General features: G+C 30.7%; 18 protein-coding genes and 2 tRNA genes. 12 read left to right on the forward strand and 8 right to left on the reverse strand.

What is annotated here, in order from left to right; translation table 11 throughout:
• Nucleotides 1–256 precede the first annotated feature (256 nt).
• Complete coding sequence (gene gshA, locus UCYN_RS05130; RefSeq protein WP_012954452.1) at nucleotides 257–1,390, reverse strand: glutamate--cysteine ligase; 1,134 nt, start codon at nucleotides 1,388–1,390, stop codon at nucleotides 257–259.
• A 171-nt stretch (nucleotides 1,391–1,561) separates the two neighbouring features.
• Complete coding sequence (locus tag UCYN_RS05135) at nucleotides 1,562–2,950, reverse strand: aldehyde dehydrogenase (RefSeq protein WP_012954453.1); 1,389 nt, start codon at nucleotides 2,948–2,950, stop codon at nucleotides 1,562–1,564.
• A 177-nt stretch (nucleotides 2,951–3,127) separates the two neighbouring features.
• Here UCYN_RS05135 and UCYN_RS05140 point away from each other — a divergent pair, with 177 nt between their 5' ends.
• Nucleotides 3,128–4,600: a leucyl aminopeptidase gene (locus UCYN_RS05140; RefSeq protein ID WP_012954454.1), complete on the forward strand. Its 1,473-nt coding sequence runs from the start codon at nucleotides 3,128–3,130 to the stop codon at nucleotides 4,598–4,600.
• A 63-nt stretch (nucleotides 4,601–4,663) separates the two neighbouring features.
• On the opposite strand, the gene bchD is transcribed toward UCYN_RS05140, so the two are convergent.
• A complete protein-coding gene (bchD, locus tag UCYN_RS05145) occupies nucleotides 4,664–6,706 on the reverse strand; it encodes a magnesium chelatase ATPase subunit D (RefSeq protein ID WP_012954455.1) in 2,043 nt (680 codons plus the stop codon).
• Between the two features lie 326 nt (nucleotides 6,707–7,032).
• Between bchD and UCYN_RS05150 the strand changes: the two genes are divergently transcribed.
• The 8 genes from UCYN_RS05150 (at nucleotide 7,033) to era (ending at nucleotide 15,924) form a co-directional block, all read left to right on the forward strand.
• Nucleotides 7,033–8,151: a tetratricopeptide repeat protein gene (locus UCYN_RS05150; protein WP_012954456.1), complete on the forward strand. Its 1,119-nt coding sequence runs from the start codon at nucleotides 7,033–7,035 to the stop codon at nucleotides 8,149–8,151.
• 47 nt (nucleotides 8,152–8,198) lie between these two features.
• Nucleotides 8,199–8,849: a uracil phosphoribosyltransferase gene (gene upp, locus UCYN_RS05155; RefSeq protein ID WP_012954457.1), complete on the forward strand. Its 651-nt coding sequence runs from the start codon at nucleotides 8,199–8,201 to the stop codon at nucleotides 8,847–8,849.
• Nucleotides 8,850–9,097: 248 nt separating this feature from the next.
• A tRNA-Asn gene (locus UCYN_RS05160) sits at nucleotides 9,098–9,169 on the forward strand.
• Nucleotides 9,170–9,440: 271 nt separating this feature from the next.
• Nucleotides 9,441–9,731 carry an RNA-binding regulator gene (gene rbp / locus UCYN_RS05165; RefSeq protein WP_012954458.1) on the forward strand — a complete coding sequence of 97 codons (291 nt, stop codon included), beginning with the start codon at nucleotides 9,441–9,443 and terminating at the stop codon, nucleotides 9,729–9,731.
• 555 nt (nucleotides 9,732–10,286) lie between these two features.
• Nucleotides 10,287–11,447: an FkbM family methyltransferase gene (locus UCYN_RS05170; RefSeq protein WP_012954459.1), complete on the forward strand. Its 1,161-nt coding sequence runs from the start codon at nucleotides 10,287–10,289 to the stop codon at nucleotides 11,445–11,447.
• An 86-nt stretch (nucleotides 11,448–11,533) separates the two neighbouring features.
• A complete protein-coding gene (locus UCYN_RS05175; protein ID WP_236608154.1) occupies nucleotides 11,534–13,261 on the forward strand; it encodes a glycosyltransferase family protein in 1,728 nt (575 codons plus the stop codon).
• A gap of 38 nt (nucleotides 13,262–13,299) precedes the next feature.
• Entirely contained in the window at nucleotides 13,300–14,856 is a 1,557-nt protein-coding gene (locus UCYN_RS05180; protein WP_012954461.1) for an ArnT family glycosyltransferase, read from the forward strand.
• Between the two features lie 123 nt (nucleotides 14,857–14,979).
• Nucleotides 14,980–15,924, forward strand: coding sequence for a GTPase Era (gene era / locus UCYN_RS05185; RefSeq protein WP_012954462.1), 945 nt, complete (start codon nucleotides 14,980–14,982; stop codon nucleotides 15,922–15,924).
• Nucleotides 15,925–16,134: 210 nt separating this feature from the next.
• On the opposite strand, the gene UCYN_RS05190 is transcribed toward era, so the two are convergent.
• The 3 genes from UCYN_RS05190 to UCYN_RS05200 all read right to left on the reverse strand — a co-directional run bounded on the left by UCYN_RS05190 (nucleotide 16,135) and on the right by UCYN_RS05200 (nucleotide 19,993).
• Nucleotides 16,135–18,573: an EF-hand domain-containing protein gene (locus tag UCYN_RS05190; protein ID WP_041487781.1), complete on the reverse strand. Its 2,439-nt coding sequence runs from the start codon at nucleotides 18,571–18,573 to the stop codon at nucleotides 16,135–16,137.
• Nucleotides 18,574–19,203: 630 nt separating this feature from the next.
• Nucleotides 19,204–19,276, reverse strand: a tRNA-Arg gene (locus UCYN_RS05195).
• Nucleotides 19,277–19,315: 39 nt separating this feature from the next.
• A complete protein-coding gene (locus UCYN_RS05200) occupies nucleotides 19,316–19,993 on the reverse strand; it encodes a uracil-DNA glycosylase family protein (protein WP_012954464.1) in 678 nt (225 codons plus the stop codon).
• Between the two features lie 462 nt (nucleotides 19,994–20,455).
• On the opposite strand from UCYN_RS05200, the gene UCYN_RS05205 reads away from it, so the two are divergent.
• Nucleotides 20,456–21,517 carry an AI-2E family transporter gene (locus UCYN_RS05205; protein ID WP_012954465.1) on the forward strand — a complete coding sequence of 354 codons (1,062 nt, stop codon included), beginning with the start codon at nucleotides 20,456–20,458 and terminating at the stop codon, nucleotides 21,515–21,517.
• A 52-nt stretch (nucleotides 21,518–21,569) separates the two neighbouring features.
• Here the strand turns inward: UCYN_RS05205 and UCYN_RS05210 are convergent, their stop codons facing one another.
• Together UCYN_RS05210 and UCYN_RS05215 are read right to left on the reverse strand one after the other, a co-directional pair.
• Nucleotides 21,570–22,361, reverse strand: coding sequence for an MlaE family lipid ABC transporter permease subunit (locus UCYN_RS05210; protein ID WP_012954466.1), 792 nt, complete (start codon nucleotides 22,359–22,361; stop codon nucleotides 21,570–21,572).
• A gap of 165 nt (nucleotides 22,362–22,526) precedes the next feature.
• Complete coding sequence (locus UCYN_RS05215) at nucleotides 22,527–23,090, reverse strand: TIGR04376 family protein (RefSeq protein WP_012954467.1); 564 nt, start codon at nucleotides 23,088–23,090, stop codon at nucleotides 22,527–22,529.
• 447 nt (nucleotides 23,091–23,537) lie between these two features.
• Between UCYN_RS05215 and UCYN_RS05220 the strand changes: the two genes are divergently transcribed.
• Both UCYN_RS05220 and recN read left to right on the forward strand, forming a co-directional pair.
• On the forward strand, nucleotides 23,538–23,813 hold the full coding sequence (locus UCYN_RS05220; RefSeq protein WP_012954468.1) for a MoaD/ThiS family protein: 276 nt from the start codon (nucleotides 23,538–23,540) through the stop codon (nucleotides 23,811–23,813).
• Between the two features lie 202 nt (nucleotides 23,814–24,015).
• Nucleotides 24,016–25,776: a DNA repair protein RecN gene (gene recN, locus UCYN_RS05225; RefSeq protein WP_012954469.1), complete on the forward strand. Its 1,761-nt coding sequence runs from the start codon at nucleotides 24,016–24,018 to the stop codon at nucleotides 25,774–25,776.
• The last annotated feature ends 8 nt before the right edge of the window (nucleotides 25,777–25,784 follow it).

Raw genomic sequence — 25,784 nt, forward strand, 5'->3', positions numbered from 1 at the left:
TTAAAAATAAAAGACGGTTAAGTATACAAAATGTTTCGCTAGTAATTATCTATTTGTTAAAGGAACAAATAATTAAGAACTGTTGTTCAACATCTTTAATAATTTATAGAAACTGATGACCATACCAATAAATAGAAATTAAACATTTAGGATATGGCTTAATGTCTCTTTTTAATAAGCATTAATAAAGAAGATATATAATTGTTTCCTTTTTAAAAAGGAAACAATTATATCTTTGCAACAATATATTATTTAATTAATTAAAAAGTTTGTTTTCTAAAACTTTTTCTTGATATGTAATAGCTTCTATCTCTCTACTAATAATTGAGGTAATACTATTACCTAGTCGATATTTGTGTAACCATTGCTGGGCAAGGTTTCCGTCTTGTAAAATCTTTTTTATAGGAATTAGGAAACGACTAAACCCATTCCGTTTTGCAATTGGAAAAACTTCTTGGTAAAGTTCTTCAATCCACTTTTTGGCTTCAATTTTACTACCATCTTTCCAATTATATAATCTAGCATTTAAGCTACGTTTAGCCACTTCCAATTCATTTTGTTGAGTAATATAAAGTAATGCTTCAGTGGACAGTTGGCTTTTTAAGAGAGGGTTCAAGGAATTAGGATTTTCTAATAATTGCAAAAGACGTGCTTCTAATAGAGCGACAACAGATAATAAAGAAATTGGGTCAATAATTAAATCACAAATTCTCAATTCTAAACGGTTTAAACGGTAAGGGCGATCACAACCATTTGGTCGCACAGAAGTCCAAAAATGACGAACATTTTGCATATTTTGAGAAGCTAATTGTTTTTCCGTCCAAGTAATAAAATGAGCATGATTTGTGAAAAAAGGTACTTTTTGAGGAGTCTGTGGAAACATATGCCAACGAGTTGAATGGAAACCCGTCACTTTTCCACCCAAAAAAGGAGAAGATGCACTTAAAGCTAGAAAGAGGGGAGCTTCTACCCTCACTAGATTATAAGCATCTATTAATGTTTCTGGATTATCAATTCCTATATTAATATGAATACTTGCTGTTACGACGTCTGTTCCGTAGGTATTTTCAATATAGCTATGATAAGAATTATTAGGATCAGAACGGTAAAATTGGTCCACATTATCTCCTAAAGATAATGTACTACCTGGTACTATAGTATAGTCACCAATGTCTTGTAGGTAACCCCTTAAGCGTTTTCGGGGATTAATCAGAGCATATAGTAAATTATCATAATATAGTAAAGGTACAGTAATATATTCAACATTACGGCTATCAGGCTCTCTTACAAATCCATTAAGCTCTTTAGTAATACGATCAGATAACCCTACAATTTTTCCTTGGGATGTGCCTGTATATATTTCGACTTCAATACCCTTAGATAGTCGCATAATTACACCGTGGTTCCTCTAATATTTTGGTTTCTTGCATCCTCTTGTTGCCTATATTATTATCAATGATTTTATCAATAACTATTAATTATTACTAATGATTTTCTTCATTAGTAATATTTGTTAAATAAATTTTGATATGTTTTGAGTAAAATTAATACTTATTTTCAGTTAACCATTTATTATTTTTTTTATTTGATTAAGCTTGTTGACTGTATAAGGAGCATATCGCCACCCTAAATCTAACCATAATCCCTTTTTTAAAACACTTTTTTTATGAGTAAAAGTGTCAAAACTACTTTTACCATGATAGTTGCCCATCCCACTATTCCCTACGCCACCAAAAGGTAAGTCGGGAATGCTGATTTGCATGACAGTATCGTTAATACAAACACCTCCAGAGGAAGTTTGGTCTAGAAATTGATTTTGTTTAATACGATCATTTGAAAATACATATATTGCTAGTGGCTTGGGTTGACTCCTGATATATGCGACTGTTTCCTCTAAATTTTCATAAGAAAGAACAGGAAGAATAGGGCCAAAAATTTCTTCTTGCATTACAGCATCATTGAGACTAACGTTATCTAAAATAGTGGGAGCAATGTATAAGCTTTCCAGGCTAGTTTCACCACCTATAATTATAGTACCGTTCTCTAAAAATTTTTTAAGGCGAGAGAAATGAGAAGAATTAACTATACGACCATAATCAGAACTTTCATAAGGATTATCACCATAAAAATTATATATTTGTTGTTTTAATAATTTTAAAAATACTTTTTTAACTTTAGAGTTAACCCATAAATAGTCCGGAGCAATACAAGTTTGCCCTGCGTTAATAAACTTTCCCCAAACAATTCTTTTAGCAGCAATTTCCAGGTTTATGTCAGTGTCAACGATACAAGGGCTTTTACCGCCTAATTCAAGAGTAACAGGGGTTAAGTGATTAGCAGCAGCTTTCATGATCGTTTTGCCTACAGCACTGCTACCAGTAAAAAATATATGATCAAACTTTTCAGTTAAAAGTTGTTTACAAGTATTAACATCTCCTTCTACTGCCGCAATATAATTAGGAGAAAAGTATGAATTTATTAATTGGAAAATTGCACTTGAAGTTTTAGGAGCGTGTTCAGAAGGCTTCAGTATTACACAATTACCAGCCGCGATCGCTCCTACTAAAGGTGATATTGTTAGCTGAAAAGGATAGTTCCAAGAGCCTATAATCAAAACTACTCCCAGAGGCTCAGGCTGGATCCAAGCAGTTGAAGGGAATTGCTCTAAAGGAGTTTGAACTCGATGAGGTCTCATCCAATTCTTTAATTTTTTAATTGCTAATTTGATTTCGCTTAATGTAGCAATTTCAAAATAAGCTTCAAAGCTAGGACGACCTAAATCAGATTTAGTAGCATCAATAATAAGTTCTTGATGCTCTAATATAGCTTTTCGTAAAAGTTTTAGTTGACTTAAACGGAAATCAATAGACTGAGTTTCACCACTTTGAAAAAATTCTCTCTGTTGGTTGACTAATTTTTTAGCTGAGACCTGTAAAGTTTTTATAGCCATAGAAAACTTCCTAGAAATAATTTCTATAAGGTAAATTAATTCTCAACTTAACCTTACCAGAAACTTGTTGAAAAACTTAAATTGTATAAAAAAATGCTTATCTTTACTCTAGGATATCTGTGACCTTCTCAAGGTAAAATAAAAATGAAAAATCATAATAAGTAATTAAAAATATACATGAACATTTATGGAAGTGATACCTCTTTATTAGACTGGACAGGAGATACAGTTGCCATTGGCTTGTTTGAAAACGAAATAAATTTAATCGGAGAATTAGACCAGTTAAATAATAAAACTAAAGGAACCTTACAAGAACTAATAGATGAAACAAAGTTTGAAGGAAAAGTAGGTCGTATCATATTCACTCGCCTTGGAGGTAGCGCTTCTATTCGTAAAATTCTTTTAGTTGGCTTGGGGAAGTCTGAAGAGTTTACCCTAAATAGTTTACGCTTAAGCATTGCTTCCGTTGCTCGGTTTTCAAAAAAAGAACATATTCAAACTTTATGTTTGCAATTTCCTATTTTTAATAATAATCCTAGCTTAACTGCAGAAGTTATTACTGAAGGATTGTTGTTATCTTTACATCAAGACAATAGATTTAAATCTAATTCAGACGATAAACTTGTAGAATTAAAAACTATTGACATTTTAGGAATTGGAGAGCAAAAAGATGCTATTAGTCGTGCTCAAATAATTTGTTCCGGAGTAATCATGGCAAGAGAATTAGTAAATGCTCCTGCTAACTATATCAACCCCATAACTTTCACTGAAGTTGCTAAAAAACTGGCAAATGAGTACGATTTAGAAATCGAAATTTTAGAACAAGATGAATGCGCAAAACTTGGGATGGGTGCTTTCTTGGGAGTTGCACAAGCATCAGATTTACCTCCTAAATTTATTCACTTAACATATAAGTCAAAAGATATAGCTAAACGTAAAATAGCTATTATAGGTAAAAGTTTGACCTTTGATTCAGGAGGACTTAATTTAAAAGGTTCTAGTAGTGGAATTGAAGTAATGAAAATGGATATGGGAGGAGGTGCAGCTACTTTAGGCGTTGCTAAAGCTATTGCTCAACTCAAGCCAAATATAGAAGTACACTTTATTTGTGCTGTAACAGAAAATATGATTAGTGGATGTGCAATACATCCTGGTGATGTATTGACCGCATCTAACGGTAAAACAATTGAAGTCAACAATACAGATGCTGAAGGGCGTTTAACCTTAGCGGACGCTCTGGTATTTGCTGAAAAACTAGAAGTGGATAGTATCTTAGACATAGCAACTTTGACTGGTGCTTGTATTGTGGCACTAGGAGATAATATTTCTGGATTATGGAGTACAGATAATAATTTAATCAACGAAATAAAAATTGCATCTGAAAAGTCAGGGGAGCAATTTTGGCAAATGCCAATGGAAGATAAATATTTTGAAGGTTTAAAATCCTCTATTGCTGACATGAAAAATACAGGACCAAGGGCTGGAGGATCCATTACAGCAGCTCTATTTTTAAAGCAATTTGTCGAAAAAACTCCTTGGCTACATTTGGATATAGCTGGAACAGCTTGGATTGACAAAGAAAATGGAGTTAATAATGCTGGAGCAACAGGTGTTCCAGTACGTACTATTGTTAATTGGCTGACGGATTAAACTTAAAAATATACATTTTAGGAAGCTATGTAATAAGTAATATTATTTTATTTGTTACATAGCTTATCTTATCTGTGAAATTGCTTCTTTAGTCATTTGTGCTATTGCTTTATCTGTAGCTGTAGGTAATTGGTAGTATGTTCCCATCGCAGCTTTAGCAAGTTCTTTTCCAAATCCTGTAGAAACAAATTTTTTTTCAGTATCTATCATTAATAATTTAATGCCTAGCATTTTTATTCTACTAGCAATGTTTAGTAATTCTTCTTTAATGTTAGGCTTATCTTCTTTCAACACTTGTTCACCCAAAGAACGAGATAATGAAATATTTCCTCGGCCATCAGTTATTGCAACAATAACCACTTGGCCAATATCACCCGACATTTTAGCATTAACACCTATCTTGACTGCTTGAGTTAGACCGTGAGCTAATGGAGAACCTCCACCACAAGGTAAAGTTTCCAATCTTTTTCGCGCAAGAGAAATTGAGCGAGTTGGAGGTAGTAAGACATCAGCTTGCTCTCCTCTAAAAGGGATTAATGCAATTTGATCTCTATTTTCATATGCTTCTGTTAAAAGTCTCATTACTGCACCTTTTGCCGATTGCATTCTATTTAAGGCCATAGATCCAGAGGCATCTACGACAAAAATAATCAATGCACCTGCTTTCCTAACTAAGCGCTTAGAACGAATATCTTGATGTTCAACAATAACATTACGGTCAGGATGCCGCAATCGTCGCTTTTTCTGATATGGGGCGGCTATTCTTAAAGTTGCGTCAACAGCAATACGGTTAACTTTACCCTTTGGTAACATAGGTTTAATGTAGCGTCCTCTGTCGTTGGAAAAAATCAAATTACGACTTCCTGATTTACCTTGATTTTGAGATTTTTGAGCAAAAGATAAGATCTCAGTATCAATAATAGTTCCTTCAATATCAAAGACAAATTCTTGGGGTATTTCTAGATTTTGTTCTTCTTCATTATTACTTTCTTCGTTATCATCTTCGTTATCATCTTCGTTATCATCTTCGTTATCATCTTCGTCGTTTTGTTGTTCATCATGATTCTGTTCTTTTTTAGGTGGAGGTGGAGGTGGAGAATTACTTTCTTCAGGCACTTGTTGCATATTAGAACGAGGAACAATTACCAGTTCTACTGCTTTTCTCAAATCTTCACTACTAACTATATCGTTACCATTTAGTGCCGCTAGAGCCTTTGCGACTCGGGTGGCAAATATTTCAGCTCTATGTCCTTCAACTCCTCCTCTTAATGATTCTTCTACTAGATATTCAACTTGATTCCTTTTTATCTTAACTTCTTTCAACCATTCTCGAGCCAATATAATATCTGTTTTAATGCTATCTATCTCTTCTTCGTACTGCTTGTTGAATAGTTCTGAAGAACCAGAGTAATGAATAACTTGATTAACAACTTCTACTCTTTGTTCAAGTTCTAATAGACCATCAGATGAGAGAGCAATTGCCATTCTATCTAATATATGCTTTCTTAAAGAACCTTCTTCAGGATTGTAAGTAGCAATAACAACAGGTTTACAAGGGTGCTGAAAACTAATACCCTCTCTTTCAACTTTGTTCCAACCCTCTGTTAAAACAGTTAATAGTTGATTAACAACTTGATCGTCTAATAAATTAATTTCATCAATATATAAAATTCCGCGATGAGCTTGAGCTAATAATCCAGGCTGAAAAACTGGTTCTCCTTTTTTTACAGATGCTTCTACATCTATTGATCCTAGTAATCTATCTTCCGTTATTCCAAGAGGTAATTGAATAAAAGGAACAGGGATAATTTCTGTAGCAATGGAATCTAATTTAACATGTAAATATTTTTCTTTCGTATCAGAATCCCATTCTTCAGGAACATTATGTTCACAATTAAAAGAATTATTTTTGATTCGTTCGATGGGAGGTAGCAGAGCACGAATTCCTCTTGCAAGTACTGATTTTGCCGTTCCTCGGCGGCCAGCGATAACTATACCACCTAATTTTAAATCTACTGCTGCTAATAACAAGGCTAATTTAATAGATTGTTGCCCAATAACAGCAGTCATAGGAAAGCTTGGAGGAGTAGGAATAGAGCTAGACATTAAAGATTTTTTATTTTTGAAAAGGGCACAACAATTTTTATATATTATCTATGATAGTCGTACTCTTAAAATTTTTAGTTAAAAAATAGTTTTTTGTAATGTTTTTTGAGATTTTGTTCTTTAATTTATTTTTAATATGTGAATTTTATTGTACATATCATAAAGATGATATAACCTCTAAACTAATATTTTTTTATTTTTAGTAAATTAATATAAATTATATTTGTAAGTTTTAAATTACGAAAACCTGAACAAATAAATTATTATAATCACGTACAATAAGCTTAAAGATTCATTCTTAATTATAAAAAAGTTATAAAATTAATATGTATAGTTCGCTTGAGCATTTTCATCAACTGACAAAAGAGTTTTGTGCTAAATTGCACAATTTATCCTTTTTAGGCATAAAACAAAATAAGAAAATTGTAAAATTATCATCTTCAGACCTTCTTAGTGATAAAGACTATGAATTTTTGTTTAATCAGTTGCTAGATGGTATTTCACATGGATGGCATGAAGGAAGAATTCTGAAATATTTTGAAGATTTAGGAGAAAGGGGGAAAGCAAGATTATGGGTATCATGGTTAAACAAGTTTCAGGATAAGGTTCTATCTACTGAAAACCCTGATTTACAACTTGCATCAAAAATGATGCGGCTTGCTGAATTAGCTCAATCTTTCCCATCTATTGAACCTATCGGAAAAATTTCCTATGATATTGGTCAAAAACTTTATAGCAAAACAACAGAAGGTGAACTTTCAGAATATATCGATTTTAACGTTTCAGATATCGAAGATAATGGTTTAGTAAAGGAATTTTTTCCTTCTTTATCAATTAAAGAGAAATCTTTAATTGTTGACGATTTAGAACAGCAATTAGAAAGAAATGAAAATCTGATGATCTACTCAACAGATCAAGAAAGTTTCAATCCCACAAATTTTACAAATCCTAAGATAGAAGCTTTTCCTTTGTCCAAAAAATATTTTGAAGAAGGAATCGAAAAATTTAATTTAAAAATTTGGGACGAAGCTATTTTCTTATGGGATAAAGCTTTAGCTATTAATCCATCTTTTTCTATTGCATGGTACAAGCGTGGGGAAGCGTTACAATGTTTAGGAGAAATCGATAAGGCAATTTCAAGTGTTGATAATGCCCTAGCTCTTGAGCCTGAAAACATCAACTTTTTAAATATGAAGGCTCAACTTTTATATAATTTAGAAGATTGGTCTGAGTCTATTAGAATATGGGATAAAGTTCTAAATATTGAGCCTTCTAATTACAAGGTTTGGTACAATAAAGGTAGATGCCTAGAATCTATGAAACAAATTTCCAAGGCTATAGAGAGCTATGAAAAAGCTTTAGAGATAGTTCCCGACCTTAAACCAGTTTTGAAAAGACTTCGAAGACTGTACAATACCAAACATAGTTCTCAATTCACAGAGTAAAACTTTTAAAGTAATCAAATAAATTTTTCTTATCCCCCTTCATTCTTATGGATTCTCAACTACGTGTATATGTCCCTGATCATCCTTTAATTAAACATTGGCTGGGAATAGCTCGAGATATCAACACTCCAGATATTTTATTTAAAACAGCTATAGTCGAACTCGGGCGTTGGTTAACTTATGAAGCGACTAGATACTGGTTCCCCATGATAGAGACCACCGCCCAAGGAACCATCAGTAGCTCGCCGATAGCACTAATTAATCCTGAAATACCTATTGCCGTTATCCCTACTCTCTGTACAGGATTAGTTTTATTGGAAGGTGCACAAGACTTGCTACCTTTAGCTAAAATCTATCATCTTGGACTAGAACAAAATAGTAGTAATCTAGAAGTAACTTGTTATTTAAACAAATTGCCTCAAAAATTCACAAAAACAACTCAAATAGTTATTCTAGATCCTATTCTTGGCACAGGAGAACAAATTACAAGAATCTTGTCAGAGATTGCCCAACGAGGAGCGGATTTAGCTTTAGTCCGTATTATTTGTGTAATTGCTACTCCACAAGCATTGCAAAAGTTAAATCTTCAATATCCTATGCTAAGTATTTATACTGCCACTATTGATGAAAAAATTGATGATAAAGGTAATGTCATTCCTGGGTTAGGAAATATCGAGAAGAGAGCTTTTGGAAATTAAATTTTTTTTCCAATTATCCTTTACTTTTAAATTAAACCTGATACTGTCAAATAAAAGTTAATTTAAGAATATAAAAAAGAAATTATTATAAAGTTTTCAACAACATAGCTTTCTAAGCTTTTAAAGATAGGGTACTGATAGTTAAAAAATGAAAGTTATTTTTATCTTAGTTTTATTAAAGTTTAATTTCTTAATAAAAAGCTTGCCAAAAACATCAGTTTATTGTTATCATCTACTGGTTGCTTCAATCCTCAGTAGCTCAGTGGTAGAGCGGTCGGCTGTTAACCGATTGGTCGTAGGTTCGAATCCTACCTGGGGAGTCTTATTAATAAATCCATAAATTGAACTATTCGACTGGTACAAATAGGCCATAAATGTAACAAAATATTTTGATAAAAAAATAATATTAAATACATTTTAAAAAAAATGATACAAATTCAAATAAATATGTTATGATCAACCACGAGAAACCTAAGTATTCGGTAGTAGATTTTGTTATCAGCATTGACGGGTATATCCCTTTCAGCCTTTGTACGATTCTCTCCGATCACTCAATCTCTACACATTTGCAAATTACGGAGATAATCTAATATGTCTATTTATGTAGGAAACCTATCCTATGATGTAACCAAAGAAGACCTTAACGAAGTTTTTACAGACTACGGCGAGGTTAAGCGTGTTCATATTCCAACAGATCGTGACACTGGACGCATGCGTGGCTTTGCTTTCGTAGAAATGAATTCTGATGATCAAGAAGAGCAAGCCATCTCTACTCTAGATGGAGCAGAATGGATGGGACGTACTTTAAAAGTAAATAAAGCTAAAGAACGTGAACCTCGTGGTTCCTTCAATGGTGGCGGTAGAGGCCGTGAACGCTTTTAAGTATTAGTAACATTAAATGATTAGTAAATAGGAGTAAGAAATTAAATTTCTTACTCCTATTTACTAATCATTTAGAGCATTTAAGTAATGCAATTAAATTTATTTTTTTAAAATTGACTATTTAAGTATAAAACCGCCATTAAATATTTAGCATTCGATTGAACTTCGGTTAAATACTTCTGGAAACTATATATCAAAAATATTTTTACAATAATGTAAATTTAATATATGGAATGCACTTGCAAGAATAAGTATTTAAAAGTACTACCGATATCATGAAGGCAATGGAACTTTGCTTAATAAGAATCGTCCGAAACCAAACAGGTATTATTCTTGAACGTTAATAGATTAAGTTTATTTTAAAGAATATTTAATTCTATTTAAATTAATAATAATTAAAACTGAACATTAAACTAAACATTAATGTCTAAATTAATTTTCTTAAAAGGTAACACTATCTTACAAGCTTATTAATAGACTCAAATATCTTTCGTATTTAATTTTATATCAGAAACTAACTAAAAGTATATTTAATCTTAATTGGAAAAAATAATTATGAGACAACTTAAAAAATGGTTAAAAAATAAACTCGTTAAAGTCTTAGTTCCAGAAATTGACCGACAATTAGAAATTAGCCAAAAACTCGAAGAAGTACGACTATATGGAACAGCACCATGGTATAGAGAAAATCTTTGGGAACCTACTGTACAATTAGTTCTAAGAGATTTATGCCTCCCTGGAGATACAGTTTTTGATGTAGGGGCAAATTTTGCTGGCTTAACAACTATTATGTCTCGTATGGTAGGACCAAAAGGAGTAGTTTGCTCTTTTGAAGCTAGTCCTCGAATTGTAGATAAATGTCAACGAAATATTATTAACAACGGCTGCAGTAACACACAATTATTTCATTCAGCTGTCTACTCAAAATCTTACGAAAAAGTCCCTCTTTATCTAGGTAGCCACCTCAACGATAGTATTTATAAAGACTATTCTATTGGAGAAGCTGCTTATGAAATTTCTACTATTGCTTTAGATGACTTCGTTGAAAATACAAAATTAATACCTAACCTTGTCAAAATGGATATTGAAGGGGCAGAATTTGACGCAATACAAGGAATGGAAAAAACTATCAAGTCTGCTAAACCTCACCTGATTTTAGAGACTCAAGCTGAAGATAGTCGATGCTTAGACTTTTTATCTGCACTCGGTTATATTTCGATTGACTTAAATACTTATAAAGTTATTAAAACTCCTGAGGATTATCCCTCAGGAGTAGGAATAAGAAACAATCTATATATTCATCAAGATCGATTAACAGAGACCCCTTATAAGCCACCTTTTAACTTTAAAAAAATTACTACTTTAGAATCTAATGATTTTAAGCAAGAAAAAAATGGTTCAATAAATCTTCGAACACCATTAAATCTACCTAAAGGTAGGTATCTGATAGATGTAATGTTTACTGCTGAAGGAAATGATAATGATTTAACTTGTGGGGTTAATATAGCTGGAAAATCAATCTTCCGTTATCATGCTTACAGCAGTTTACTTGCATCTCATTATCGCGATTGGGTAATTCATCTTTCTAATGATTCGGAAATTGACTTGTATTTTAATTTTCTTAATCAAACATTTGATGATACTTTATCAATACAAGGAGCTACAATCACAGAAGTTCTAGATTTTAAAAATACACCCACTAATCTATACATATAATATCTGCCAAAAATTATTACAATACTATGTTGACTCCGCTTATTGGCTTTATTATTGGGTTTATATTATTAGAACTATGTTTTGGGATGTATGTGAATCGTATCGTTTCATCCTTTTTTTTTAATATTTATCAAGTAAAAGATAATTTTTTCTATATTTTAGGGTTAACTCTAATTTCTATTTCTTTAATGATTGGAATGGCAGGCTATTTAAGTTATGTAACTGCTTACCAATTAAAAACTGTAAGAATATTATTAGGTGTAATAGGATTCTTGTTTTTGACTTTTGGATTTCTGCAAAGTTTTAATATTATCAAGAATCTTAAAAAATATTTTAATCCCTTTTCTTACTTAATCTCAACTAAATTAATTTTAAGTGTTCTTGCCATAACAATATTATTTTCTATCTTTTTAATTAGTTTTTTTGACTCAAACTATGGTGGTGATGCATTTATGTATCACTTACCATTTGCAGCAAGAATATGGAATATCATTACCCCTGAAGAATATAGTTTTGAATATTATACTGAGCACCGTTTTTTAGGGTTTCCTTTATTCGCGAACTGGTTACAAGGTCTATTTTGGAAACTTTTCCAAAAACCTGAAGCAACTAACTTAGTTAGCTATCTTAGTTTGTTAACTATAATTTCATATCTTAAGTTATATTTAAAAATTCCTTTCTATATGGCTTCTTTATCTCTTTTAGCCATACCCATGGTTCATATGCATGCAGCAAGAAGTTATATAGACTTACCTGGGAATATTGCCGTTTCCATTCTTATTTTAACTACTTATTGCTTATATATTAATAAAAATTCTCTGAAATCAAAAAATCTTTTAATTATTTTTATTTCAGCAACCATAGCAGCTAATACAAAATTTCAATTAATCCCTGTTGTTTTTATAGTTTTATGTTTTGTATTATTTAAAATAAAAGTAATCTTCTTAGAAAACAAAAAAAACTTTCCAAAACTATTTAGAAGCGTAACACTGTGTTTATTAGCAAGCTTAATTGTTTTTTTCACGCCTATAAAAAATACTGTTATATACTCTAATCCTTTTTACCCGGTCGAAATAAAAGTAGCAGAATTTGTTTTAAATAACAAAGAAACGCCTCCTGATTTTATGCATGAAAATATAAGGAAACTTTCACCTTATTTAAGATGGGGAAGATCAATATTAGAAATAGATGTTTTTGATGATCGTAGGCCTTGGCCTTGGACGTTAGGAATGGATTTCATATCATGGGATGAAGAAAAATTTGGATTAGGAGGATATTTTGGAAGTTATGTAATTTTTAATTTTTTACTATTCATATATTTGTGTTGGAAGAATTATAGCCTAGAGGCAAAAGTAGCTTCATCTGTTATGGCTTTAATGACGGTAATAACCCCCCTTTTTCCTCAGTCATATGAGTTAAGATACTATATGTATTGGATGATAGTTTTTGTTAGTTTAAATTCGTTTTTAACTTGTCAACTAGTACAAAAGTCATCTCAAAAAGTTATTAATCCTAAAAACATTACTTTAATTGCCACATTTTTTGTGATGACCTTTATAATTAAAACTAAATTTTTCTTTACTATTCCTGAATTTGCATCCTTTAATAAGCAAATAATGAGAGAGGATATCGTAGACCAAAACATACTACGCAGCATCAATAATGGAGACAATGTCTGTATTGTTAATAAAGCACCTCATACTTTCCTATATAGCTCTCATTTTTATTCGCCTAATAAATATTCTGTAAAAGCTGAATTTAATATAGATTTAAATGAAGAAGAGTGTAAAGGTAGAAAAATCTTAAAAAATTAACAAAATAATATCTATAATTTGAAAAACTAGTTTTTCTAATGCTAAAAATTCAACAACATTCCAAGGTATATCTTTTTATTATTCTTGTTTTTGCTTTTTTATTAAGAATAATATATCTAAATGATATTCCAAATGGTTTTTTTACAGATGAAGCATCTAATGCATACGATGCATATTCGATACTTCATACTTTAAGAGATCAATATGGAGAATTATTGCCATGGTACTTTAAATCGGCAAATGATTATCGTGAAGGATTATATATGTATATTATGTTTCCTTTTATTAAATTTTTTGGTTTAAACCCATTGGGGGCAAGAATTATTTCATCTGTTATTGGTACATTAACAGTTTTAATTACTTACTATTTATCTAAAGAAATTTTTAACCAAAAAATTGGATTATTCTCTTCTTTTCTTTTGGCGATAAGTCCTTGGCATATTCATTTTAGTCGTGTAACTTTTAGAGCAATTTTAGTTCCGTGCCTATTTTGCTTAGGTTTATTATTTTTTATCAAGAGTTTTAAATACCCTAAATACCTAATAATATCCAGCTTTGTATTTGCTATCAGTATTTACACTTATAACTCTGCAAGATTGTTTATACCGTTATTTTTAATTGGTGTAGTAGCTATATACTGGAAACATCTTTGGATAAATAAAGACTTCACAATTATATCTTTAATAATTTTTCTCATAATATTTTCTCCTCAGTTTATTTATCAACTATCCCCTGAAGGTATGGCTAGAGCTAATACAGTAGGAATAAAAACAAATTTAAGTATAGTATTTCATAATTATTTGTCTTATTTTAGTCCTGATTTTTTGTTTTTTGAAGGTGATCCAAGTCCACGCCATACAATTAATAAAATGGCTGGATTATTTACATTTCAATTACCTTTATTAATAATAGGAATTTTAAGCTTAGTAAGGGAAACTAATATTTATAAATCACTTATTTTTTTATGGTTATTACTATACCCAATTCCTGCTGCTTTTATTTCAGCAGATAGTGCTGTGAGAACATTAGTGGTCACACCTCTTTTTTCAATCATTTCATCTTATACAGTTTTTAAAGCAATTAATCTTTTTAATAAAAAATATCGATATATTGTTACATGTTTAATAATTTCTATAATTGTTTCTAACGTAACAATTTTTTGTAAACGTTATTTTATTGAATATCCAAACTGGCATACTGATGTTTGGCTATCAACTCTGGGAGAGACAATAAGCTATGCTGATCAAACTTCCTATGAATGTATTATTTATAGTAATAACGCTTATGGAAATTATGCATACATATTAATTCCATTTTTTACTAAAATGTTTCCTGAGGAATATCATAAATTTAATGTAGATGTTTCAACAAACCAGTTAGATATGGGTAGATGGAATATACAAAAGCTAGAAGCTTCTAAAGATTTAAATACTAGTTGCCTTTATCTTTTGAGCGGTGATCCAAATGCTAATAATCCTAAGGGACAAGATGGACAAATATTAAAAGCAAAAGGCTATGAGGAAAAATTTATTTACTCAATAAAAGATATTAAAAATCGTGAATTTTTTCGTTTAGTAGAAATTAAAAAATCTTGATAAACTACAAGTAGCAATTTTCAGCAATAAATTTAATTTTAAAACATGAGATTAAAAAATATATTAAGCTAAAGTCTATAAAAATATTATAGAATTATTAAACAATTAAGATTATGGTTAATAATGACCAGTAACGTTAGCTCTACTCTATCTTCGAAAATTCCAAGCACGCCTCAAGGATTTAGGTCAGGATTTATAGGTATTATTGGTCGTCCTAATGTCGGTAAATCAACTATCATGAATCAGTTGATAGGCCAAAAAATAGTAATCACCTCCAATGTTTCTCAAACTACTCGTAATCGTCTCAAAGGAATTTTGACTACTGATACAGAACAGATGATTTTTGTTGATACTCCGGGAATTCATAAGCCTCATCACAATCTTGGTAAAATTATCGTCAAAAATGCAAAAATTACGATTAATTCTGTAGATATTATTCTATTAGTTGTTGATAGTTCAACTTTGTCTGGAGGGGGTGACCACTATATTATTAATTTATTAAAAAATACTGATAAAACAGTTATAGTCGGTCTTAATAAAAGTGACAAACAAACTGTTAAGCATGAAGAACTTGATGCAAGTTATTTGAACTTAATAAAAGAGTATAAATGGCCGATTGTTAAGTTTTCAGCTCTTACCAAAGAAGGGCTAGGAAATTTACAAAATCTACTAATTAAAAACTTAGACTATGGGCCTTATTATTATCATCCTAGTTTAGCTACCGATCAACCAGAAAAATTTATTATTCAAGAATTAATTAGGGAACAAGTCTTACATTTAACTAGACAAGAAATTCCTCATTCTGTAGCTATAATTGTTGAAAAAATAGAGGAGACACCTACTGTAACTAAAATATTTGCTGCTATTAATGTAGAAAAAAACTCTCAAAAAGGTATCGTCATAGGGAGTAAAGGTAATATGCTTAAGTTAATTGGTACTCAATCAAGAATACAAATTCAAAAACTTATTGCTGGAGAAGTATATTTAAAACTATTTGTTAAGGTTGAATCTAATTGGAGGTTTTCTGACGGATGTCTAGCAAACTTTGGATATGGATATGAAGATTAAAAAATTTAAATACATATCTAGTAAATTTTAAACTGTTATATATTTTAAATATAGTTAAATATTTGCGCAACATAAGCAAATTTATATTTTGAAAACTTATTGTTAATACTATAAAAAAATAGAGATGTTATTTAAACATCTCTATTATGAAATTAATTTTATGTTTTCTCAGAAAACTTAGACGGAGCAATAACCATAATTAACTTTAACTTAAAGATTAACCGTAGTTTTAAATTGTCCAAAAATTTTACAGAATTCATCATAACTTAATTCATGATCACCACTAGTATCTGCTAAATTAAGCATTTGCTCAATTTGGCTATCAGATAGTCCTGTATCAATATCTCTTAAGCATAATCTGAGTTCTTCTAAACTAATATGTCCTGAGCCATCCATGTCAAAGAAGCGGAAGCGTTGTAGCATTGCTTCTTCTTGTGTGTTTGTTAAGCTACAATGCATTAGACTGGTAAACTCAGAGAAAGTAAGCTCTTCACTTCCACGACGACCAGTCATCATATCCATGACCTCCTGAAGTCTTTCAGAAGAATAAGAGCGACCAACTGCCCTTAATAAAGCATGTAATTCAGCCATTGATAAGGTATTATTTCCATCTTTATCAAACTTTTTGAATGCTTGTTGATAGAATACCATTTGTGTTTCATCAATTGGGCCAACATTGCAAGCGACTCCTTCTTTCCCTTGTGCAATGGCATCTATGTGTTCAATTGCACTAAGAGTATATGCCATAGTCTTCCATAAATGATGAGGATTAGAATTGGTTAAAATCTCTTGTTCTTCCTCAGGTGTGATAGAGTACTCTTCTCTTATATCTTCAACCATTTTCAGCTCTTTAGCCGATAGTTTTGAAAGAACATCATTAAATGATTCAAATCCCTTTTTGCCAGTCATAATGTCATATAGACTTAGAATGATTGCTTGATGAGGATGATCCCTAGACGCTTCAACAATAGTATCGAAGAGTGACTGACGGTAACTTTCTTGCCTTAACCAGTCTTCACGATTTTTATCGTCTTGTATTTCATGAATATTAGGATTTTCAACCTCAATCTCTGTTAACACTAAATCATGTTCTTTATCAGAAATATTAAGCTCTAAACGAACCTGTTCAAACATTCCGAGACTAGCTGCAGCATTAACATAACCTTCAACTAATGTCTCTCTAACAATTCCTTTGTAGGCTTGTAATCTCTTCTCTTTATCAAATCCAGGAAGAATTTTAGCAAGGACATACACTTCATCAGCATGAAGATCGTCTAAAGATCTACCTTCTAGAAATTGAGAAACATCAAGTTTCAATCTTCCTAATTGTTTACGAAGACGACCAGCTAAACTCTCTCTTTGATATAGATATGGATTTCTAGGCCATGTTCTATATAGCCATAATGAACTAACAATCGCCATTACTACAGGAAAAAGATATTCTAGAGATGAAGGTAATAGTCTAACTGCAGTACGACCGCCAAAAACGAAAAAGAAGTTATAGATTACAAATGTTCCTAATGCAAACATTCTGTGACGAACAATTTCATTATTGACCAATTTATGATGACGAAATAAATATGCTTTATAACGTTTCTCAATAAAACGTCCCAACCAATAAGCTATTAAACCAAATGCTGCAATAACTAAAGGAGCAGCAACTAATTTAGGAATAGGTATAGGAGTATTGAAGATATATAAACCTGGTCTGAATAAATCAGCTACCTGATCTTCATGAGTGTAAACACCAGCAAAGTAGTATTCCCAATTACCTGCAAAAAGATAAAAATAAACAAAGAAACCAACAGTTAAGCCAAAATAACCATAATGAAGCCACTGCTGTTCAGGTTTTGTTATGTTTTCCCAATATGTACGTTCTGCATCAATATCTATACAAGGAGTTTTACAAGCTACACAAGAACTAATTTCTACACCTTCCGAATTAGTAGTACGACACATGGATTGTGTAACTAATTTTCGTTCTCCCTCACCTTCATGAGCAGTACTGTTAAGAAGGCCTCTAGGCTCTGCAAAAATTTTCTGCACAGGAGACATAGGGCAAAAATATTGACACCAAGATTTTCCACCAAATAGAAATCCTACTGATATTGCAGATAAAATAGTTGCTACTAGAAAAAGTCCTAAAAGAAGACGATCTGAATTAACAAATAAAATACGGAGGGTAATTCCTATATAAAATAGTGATAGTTGTAGATATAAGTGATTACGACCTAACCAAGATTTTTTATCAACTCTAGCTACTTCAACACGAGTCTTTCCTGTTATAACATCTACTCGTCTACGATGTCTTTGCCATCCTAGAGCACGAGGAATTTGAGATAGAAAAGATAAAGGACAGATTCGTCTCCATAATTCATGACCACCTACTAATAAAGCAACTATACCTGTTGGAACAATCCAGCCCCAAAATAGAGCTGCTCCCATAGCATAAGGCTCTTCTTCTATACAATTTCCTTGAAGTTTTACACATACTGTATAATCAAGAGCAAAAGGACTCCATGTATTTTCTGGTTGCGTAAACCAAGGAGAAACTGGATCCCAAAATAAAGAAAGAATAAGTACTAGCCAACCAATGGCTAACACCCATCGCACGTAGTGCATTTGTCGTTCAGGAATTCTCGCAAACATAAGCTGTGTTTTCCAACTCTATAGAGATAAAAAAGATTTCTCCAGGCTGATTTCACACTGGATAGTAAATAGACTACACATTTCCATTATCCCTGATTTTATACAGTTTTGGTAGAGCTTCTTTATCTACTAGCGTAAATAAATTACATACTTAAATCATATTAAAGGGCTAATTTAAATAAAAATTTCACTAATAGATATAATTAATATAAGTAAAATTAATAATAATTCACTTAAACTTTAATCTTATTGGTGCCTTAAGAAAAAGTTTTTTAAAGCACGCTTTCTAAGGTTTTAAATAATATGATTACATCTTGAAAATATTATTTTTCGGTACTTAAGGTATCTTTGAGTGAAAAATGTTAAAAGAAAAATATCTTTTTTCGTAATACTTTTAACATTTATTTTTTAAAACATTTAAATTAAATTTAATAGATTTGTAGGCAAAATTTAATAAAGTTAAAAATCAATTATTAGAATTAAATTAAATATTTAGTATCTATAAACTTTTTTCTAAATTATTTGTCTTATTTTTCTAATTTAGCTTAATATTCCAATATAAATTGCTGCAAGTCTTTTATTTAACCAGAAATAAAAGTAACTAGAACTATTTCTAAATAGTTGATTAAATGGGTGTGACAGGACTCGAACCTGTAGCCGACAGCTTAGAAGGCTGTTGCTCTATCCATTGAGCTACACACCCATACGGAATATTGTAACGTTTTTTTAGATAAAGTACATATTAAAATTCAAATTCATTTAATCTTTTATGTAACATTTGTGGAAATTTCGCGTAATACTGTTTATTCAGAGGAGAAGGGTGAGGTAAAGGTAATAAATGAACTTTCCTTTTATAATGTTTTCCTTGAAGATCCATAGCTTTTAAATTAACAGTAAGCTTAGCTTCATATCTATTATGAAGCTTCCAAAACTCTTCTATTTTGCCAGCTTCACAATAAGGAGAAAACCATTTAAAAGCTTCGGTTCCCAGGGTAACGATTTGGTTTCCCTGCCAATGAACTAATAGTAATTGTTCAATAAATGGCCTAAATCTTTCTTTAACTTTATGTGAATACGCCTTGTTTCCTGGTGGTTTATAAGGAACCGTATTGGTTAAAAGGGCACGTTTGCAGATTGATTGGATATCATCCTTTGTCATAATTTCTTGAGAATATAAGGCTTTATGAAACTCTTTACGAAGCAACATACCTGCAGCTCCTATCAAAGGCTGTCCCTGTTCAACTTCATCTTTACCTAAATCTCGGCCAAAAAAACAAATTTGAGTATTAAACTTTCCCGCCCAAAGTATTGCCTCTGTAGGGATTCTTCCAGCAGATTTATATATAGAAAAATCGATAGGAAATTCTTCTTTTTCTGCTTCTTCACAAACTTTTTTTGAAAGAATTATGGGATTACTCATTTAATCAAAGTTAGAAAACGTTTCAAGTTATTACAATATGGTTGCTCAACAAGAATTTCACAAACAAATTTTTATATTTTATTTAGAAATCCTTTTAAACAAAATGTCGTTGATCTAGCTTATCGTCTATGTTTATACGTTAATATATACGCATAAAAACATTAAATAAGATTTTTACTTAATTTATCATTAAAAATATAAGTAAAGTAATTATTATATGAACTATAGAATAAGTTTAACTCTTAAAATTACGATTTTCTCATTCCTATTATCGCTCCTTATTAAGCGTTTAGGCCCTCTATATCCTATTGATGCTAATCAAGTTAATATTTTGACTGGTATCATAGTATTTCCAGTAGTGATTTCTCTCCTAATGATATTGAAGTCTTGGATTCAACATTTCAAATTTTAAATTCAATAATTATATTATTTTTCTTTTAAACATTAAAACTGTAATTAATAATGAACTTTGCTCATTGGATTGGTTTTGTTATCTTATCATTTTCTTTTTATATTGTATGGAAGGTTAGACAGTTATTAATTTTATTATCTACAGCAGTTATTATTGCTAACTTTCTAAATCATGGAGTTCAAGCTCTACAGAAATTAGGCGTCAAACGCTTTTATTCAGTTCTATTACTCATAGCATTTTTATTGGTAATATTATTAAAGTTTTTTTTATATATTTTTTATCCTTCTTCTGAGCAATTCCCAGAACTTTTTCTCTTAATCTCTCAAGGAATTGATAGATTAACTTCTCCTATTCATAATTTTATAGTACAGCTTGATCCAGATTTAACTAAAACATTCCCAAATCTTAATAAAATTATTGAACAATTGCATCCATTGTTTCAAAAGATTGCTGGGCAAGGGCTGTCTGTATTTTATACAACTTTGGGAATTCCTCTAACTTTTCTACTGCTACTAATACTAAGTTTAATGTTATTGGTCAATCCAACTGCATATCGACAAGGATGTATTAGATTATTTCCATATTTTTATAGATCAAGAATAAATTTAGCCCTAATACAATGCGATATTTTCCTTAAAGGTGAATTAATAGCTTTATTGTTCAGAATGATCATGATTTTCTTTTTAGCTTTTATAGGATTATCAATCTTAAAAATCCCCTTAAGCTTTACTCAGGCAGTTTTGATAATGATCTTAAATCTATTTCCTAATATTGGACCAATCTTAAGTTTTATACCTCCAATGGCGATCGCTTCACTGGAAACTCCGTTAAAATCTTTAGCTGTTTTAATTATTTTTCTCTCTTTTTATTTAATTATTAGACAAACAGAAAATAGAGTAATTACACCTTTAATAATTAAAAATAGGATATCCTTACCTCCAGGATTCATATTGTTATCTCAAGTTCTATTCGCAATGTTTTTTGGAGCCTTAGGATTTTTACTGGCTGCACCTTTGACAATAATTATTTCAGTACTGGTAAAAGAAATTATAGTCAAAGATATTTTAGACAACTGGAATTCAAATTATTTTTTTAAACATAATAAATATTAAAGTATAGAAATTTATTAGTTTAAATATTTTTTTGCTACTAATAGCTAGTTTTCTAAAATGCCGCTGTTCCTTTTCCTTGAAACATGATCCATGACAAGAAAAAGTTAATAATAAAGACAGCAAGTAAGGATGTGACGACTGCCGTAGTAGTAGACTGCCCTACTCCTTTTGCTCCTCCGCTAGTAGTGAGTCCCCAACTACATCCAATTACAGCAATTAAACCTCCGAAAGTGATAGCTTTAATGGTAGAAGTTATTAAATCCCAAAATTCGAGAAAATTACGGACCGATGTAAGAAATACATAAACAGATATGTCGTATAAACCATTAGCAATTAATAAACCACCTGCCATACCAGTTATCAAAGAGAGAATATTGAGTATAGGTAACATCAAACAACAAGCTAAAACTCGTGGAACAACCAAATAACTTATAGGATCTGTTTTTAGCATATATAGTGCATCGACTTGTTCCGTAACACGCATAGTTCCTATCTCAGCAGCAAAAGCCGATCCAACCCTTCCAGCAACTACAACAGCAGTTAAGACAGGAGCTAGCTCTCTAGTTAATGCCAATGCTAGTACTCCTCCGACTGTTGATACTGCTCCAAAACTTATGAATTCTCTGGCTACTTGAATAGTAAATACCATTCCTACAAAAGCAGCAGTAATCATTGAGATTGTTAGTGACTCTGGTCCTACAACACTCATCTGCTCTAATGTATTTCTTTTATGTATTTTAGTTTTTAAAATATGAAAAAAAACTTGTCCTCCTAAAAGAATAGCTGCTACAAGTCTTTCAAACCAAATACTTAGCCCTTTCCGAGAATATTGATGGTTTGCCATTATTCTTTGTCTCTATTTTTGTTTAATTTTGCTGTAAATTTGTAATTTTATTTAATATGAATAAACGTTTAACTATATTTTTGAGCAGATAATAGCATTTTAATTATAAGAATCATTAGTTAATTTATTAATATATTAGCTCTTACTTATTACTTTTTTAATGACTTAAATATTCTTTCTTAACTCTTCCAACTCACTGTCCAGTTCCCAGCGCTGGAAATCAGCTTCTAGAGAATCAGATGTTTTTTGAGAATTATCTTCTTTAATATTTTGTTTTTCATTATCAATAGAATAATTTGAGCTTGCTCCCTTAGTCTGAAATTCTACTGTTTTAGATTTAATTTCTTGCTTTCTTTTTAAAATTTGGCTTAGCAGAGTTCTGCTTTGAAGAATCTTTTGTTTTGCTTTTTCCATTTTCCCCCACATCTCATTACCTTGTTGAATTAACGCTGCCTCTCTCTCTTGAGCAGCCTTAGATAAATCTAAGCGTTTTGCTATTTTCGCTTTTGAAATTCTATGATGCCATACTTTAACTTCTTCAGCTAAAGATATGATTTGGAATTCAAGACCTCTCTTTTCTTCATGATTTTCTTCAATTAACTTAAGTGCTTTTTGTTCTTGTTCTTGTAATTGTTCAAGAAGATACTGTAACTCTAAGTTAGGGTTACTTTGAAGAAACTCTTCTAAACGTGTTTCTAAAAACTTTCCTAAGTCACTGAATAAATTCATATAATAAATAATTGTAAATATATTTAAGCTGCCTAATTGTAACAAAGTAAAGATCGAAATTTTTCGAGATTTAATATAATAAGATGTTCAATAAATAGATATGGTAATATATCTACTTCCTAATCAATCATGTTAGCTGGACTGAATTACTAGACTATTTAAACTTTCTATGATTAAGTACGGATATAATGTAATTATATTTAAATTAAAGCTATGGCTTATAATACTTTGTTATAAATAGTAAAGTTTATAAAGATGATAGAAACTGCTAAAATATAGCAGTTTTAAAACTAAAAAAAACTATAATTAAAGATTAGATAAAAACGTAATTTAAGAAAATTCATAATTTAGTTGGTACTTAAAGATCTCTTTTCTTGCCAAAAGTCTAAATGATTTTATTGTTTCTCTATTCTTAATGATTATTCACACAACTAGATTATTTTTTTTATGGCTGTAAAAATATTAATTCCTAATTCTCTCCAAAAATATACAAATAACCAGGCTATCTTAGAATACACTATTGACACAGTTAATGAGTTAATAAGAAATATTGAAACAGACTTCCCTGAAATACGAAACCATTTAACTGATGATAATGGAAAACTTCATCGTTTTTTAAATTTTTATGTAAATAATGACGACATACGTTTTCTTGATAATAGAGAAACTAAACTTAAGGACGGAGATGAAGTTAGTATTATTTCTGCAATTGCTGGAGGTTAAGAATTAAAATCTATTCATGTCCTAATAAAGAGAATCATCAAGTTTTTCATGAATATTATCAGAAATAGATTACAAATTGATAATATGTTTTTACTCATCAATTTTTTAGATAAGAATATAAATCATAACCTACTGTTGCTTAACTAAGCATCAACATATTCTAAGCTATCTTTAAACCTTATAATTTAATATAACTTTATTCATGCTTTCGTTATTGCAAATTAAAAACTTCGCCTTAATTGATAATTTAACTGTTACGTTTGGTAGTGGCTTAAATGTTTTGACAGGAGAAACTGGTGCTGGAAAATCTATAGTTTTAGATGCAATTGATATTGTTTTAGGAGGAAGGATCAATCAACGTCTAATTCGTAATAAGACACAAAATGTTTTTATTAAAGCAACATTTCAAGTTAATTCTGAAGTTTTAAAATTATTACAAACACATAAGATTGATTATCCTAAAAATAAACAAGTAATATTTTCTAGAGAAATCTCTTTATCTGGTAAGGCTATTAGATCACGTTTTCGTATTAATGGAGCCTCAGCTAATCTACAGCTAATTAAAAAATTACGTAATCTTTTAATAGAAATAACTGCTCAAGACCGAACATCACAATTAACAGAGTCTGCTAGACAGAGAGAATTACTCGATGTATATGGGCATAATTGCATAGCTCAAAAAAAAGAATCGGTAAAATTTGGCTATGAAAAAGTTCAAGCTTTGGAAAAAAATCTTAATAAGTATAAAATTTCTCAGACAGAATATTCAAATCGTTTAGCTTTACTAAAAGATCAATCCAAAGAACTAGAAGAGATTAAGTTATCTGATAAAGATGAATTAAATTCTTTACAAAAGGAGTATGAACGTCTCTCACACTCTGTAGAACTAGAAAATTTTAGTCATCAAATTTTTGAGTTACTCTATCAGAATGATAATGAAATATCTGCAGTTGTAGATTATCTCAGTACAATAGAGACTTTGTTTATTAAAATGATGGAATATGATGAGAGTGTTGAACCTTTGCTAGAAATGTTGAGATCTGCCTCAACTCAAGTCATTGAAATAGGACAAGAAATTAACAAATATGGATATAGTTTAGATACTGATCCTCAAAGATTAAGAGAATTAGAAAACAGAATTCATCTTATTAAACAATTTTGTCGAAAATATAATATAAATTCTGTTGATTTAATTGATTATCATAGACAAGTTATCTTAGAGTTAAATGATTTGGAAGATTATGATAGTTCCTTAGAGAATTTAGAAAAAGAACTTGCTATCTCTAAGAAACAATTATTAGATAATTGCCATAAATTAACTACATTACGCCAAAAAACTGCAGAAAAGTTAGAAAAAAAATTAATTGAGGAGTTAAAATCTTTATCAATGGAAAAAGTGGTTTTTACTTGTAAAATATCTCCTTCTTCTATTGGTAGTCACGGAGGTGATAAAGTTGATTTCTATTTTAGTCCTAATGAAGGAGAAAAAATACAACTTTTGTCTTGTACTGCATCAGGCGGAGAGATGAGTCGCTTCTTCTTGGCACTAAAAGCTTGCTTCGTTAAAGCTGAGGAATCTACAGGATCATTAATATTTGATGAAATAGATACTGGTGTATCTGGAAGAATAGTGCAGGTAATTGCTGAGAAACTTTATGATTTAAGTACTAATTATCAAGTTTTATGCGTTACCCATCAACCACTAGTCGCAGCAATGGCCATAAGTCATTTTCATGTCAAGAAACAGGTTATCCAAGAGGAAGTAATTATTAAAAATCAGGATAATGCAATGTTAAAAATATTAGAACCTAGAACAGTTGTAAAAATTAAACAGTTAAATAATATTAATGATAGGAAAGAAGAATTAGCTAAATTAGCAGGAGGGAATTCTTCAGAAGATGCTATGGAATTTGCCGAATCTTTACTAACACAAGCTGATTTGTATCGTTTACGTAAAGAGTAAATCTTACT

The sequence above is a fragment of the Candidatus Atelocyanobacterium thalassa isolate ALOHA genome (genome assembly GCF_000025125.1).
GTDB lineage: Bacteria > Cyanobacteriota > Cyanobacteriia > Cyanobacteriales > Microcystaceae > Atelocyanobacterium > Atelocyanobacterium thalassae.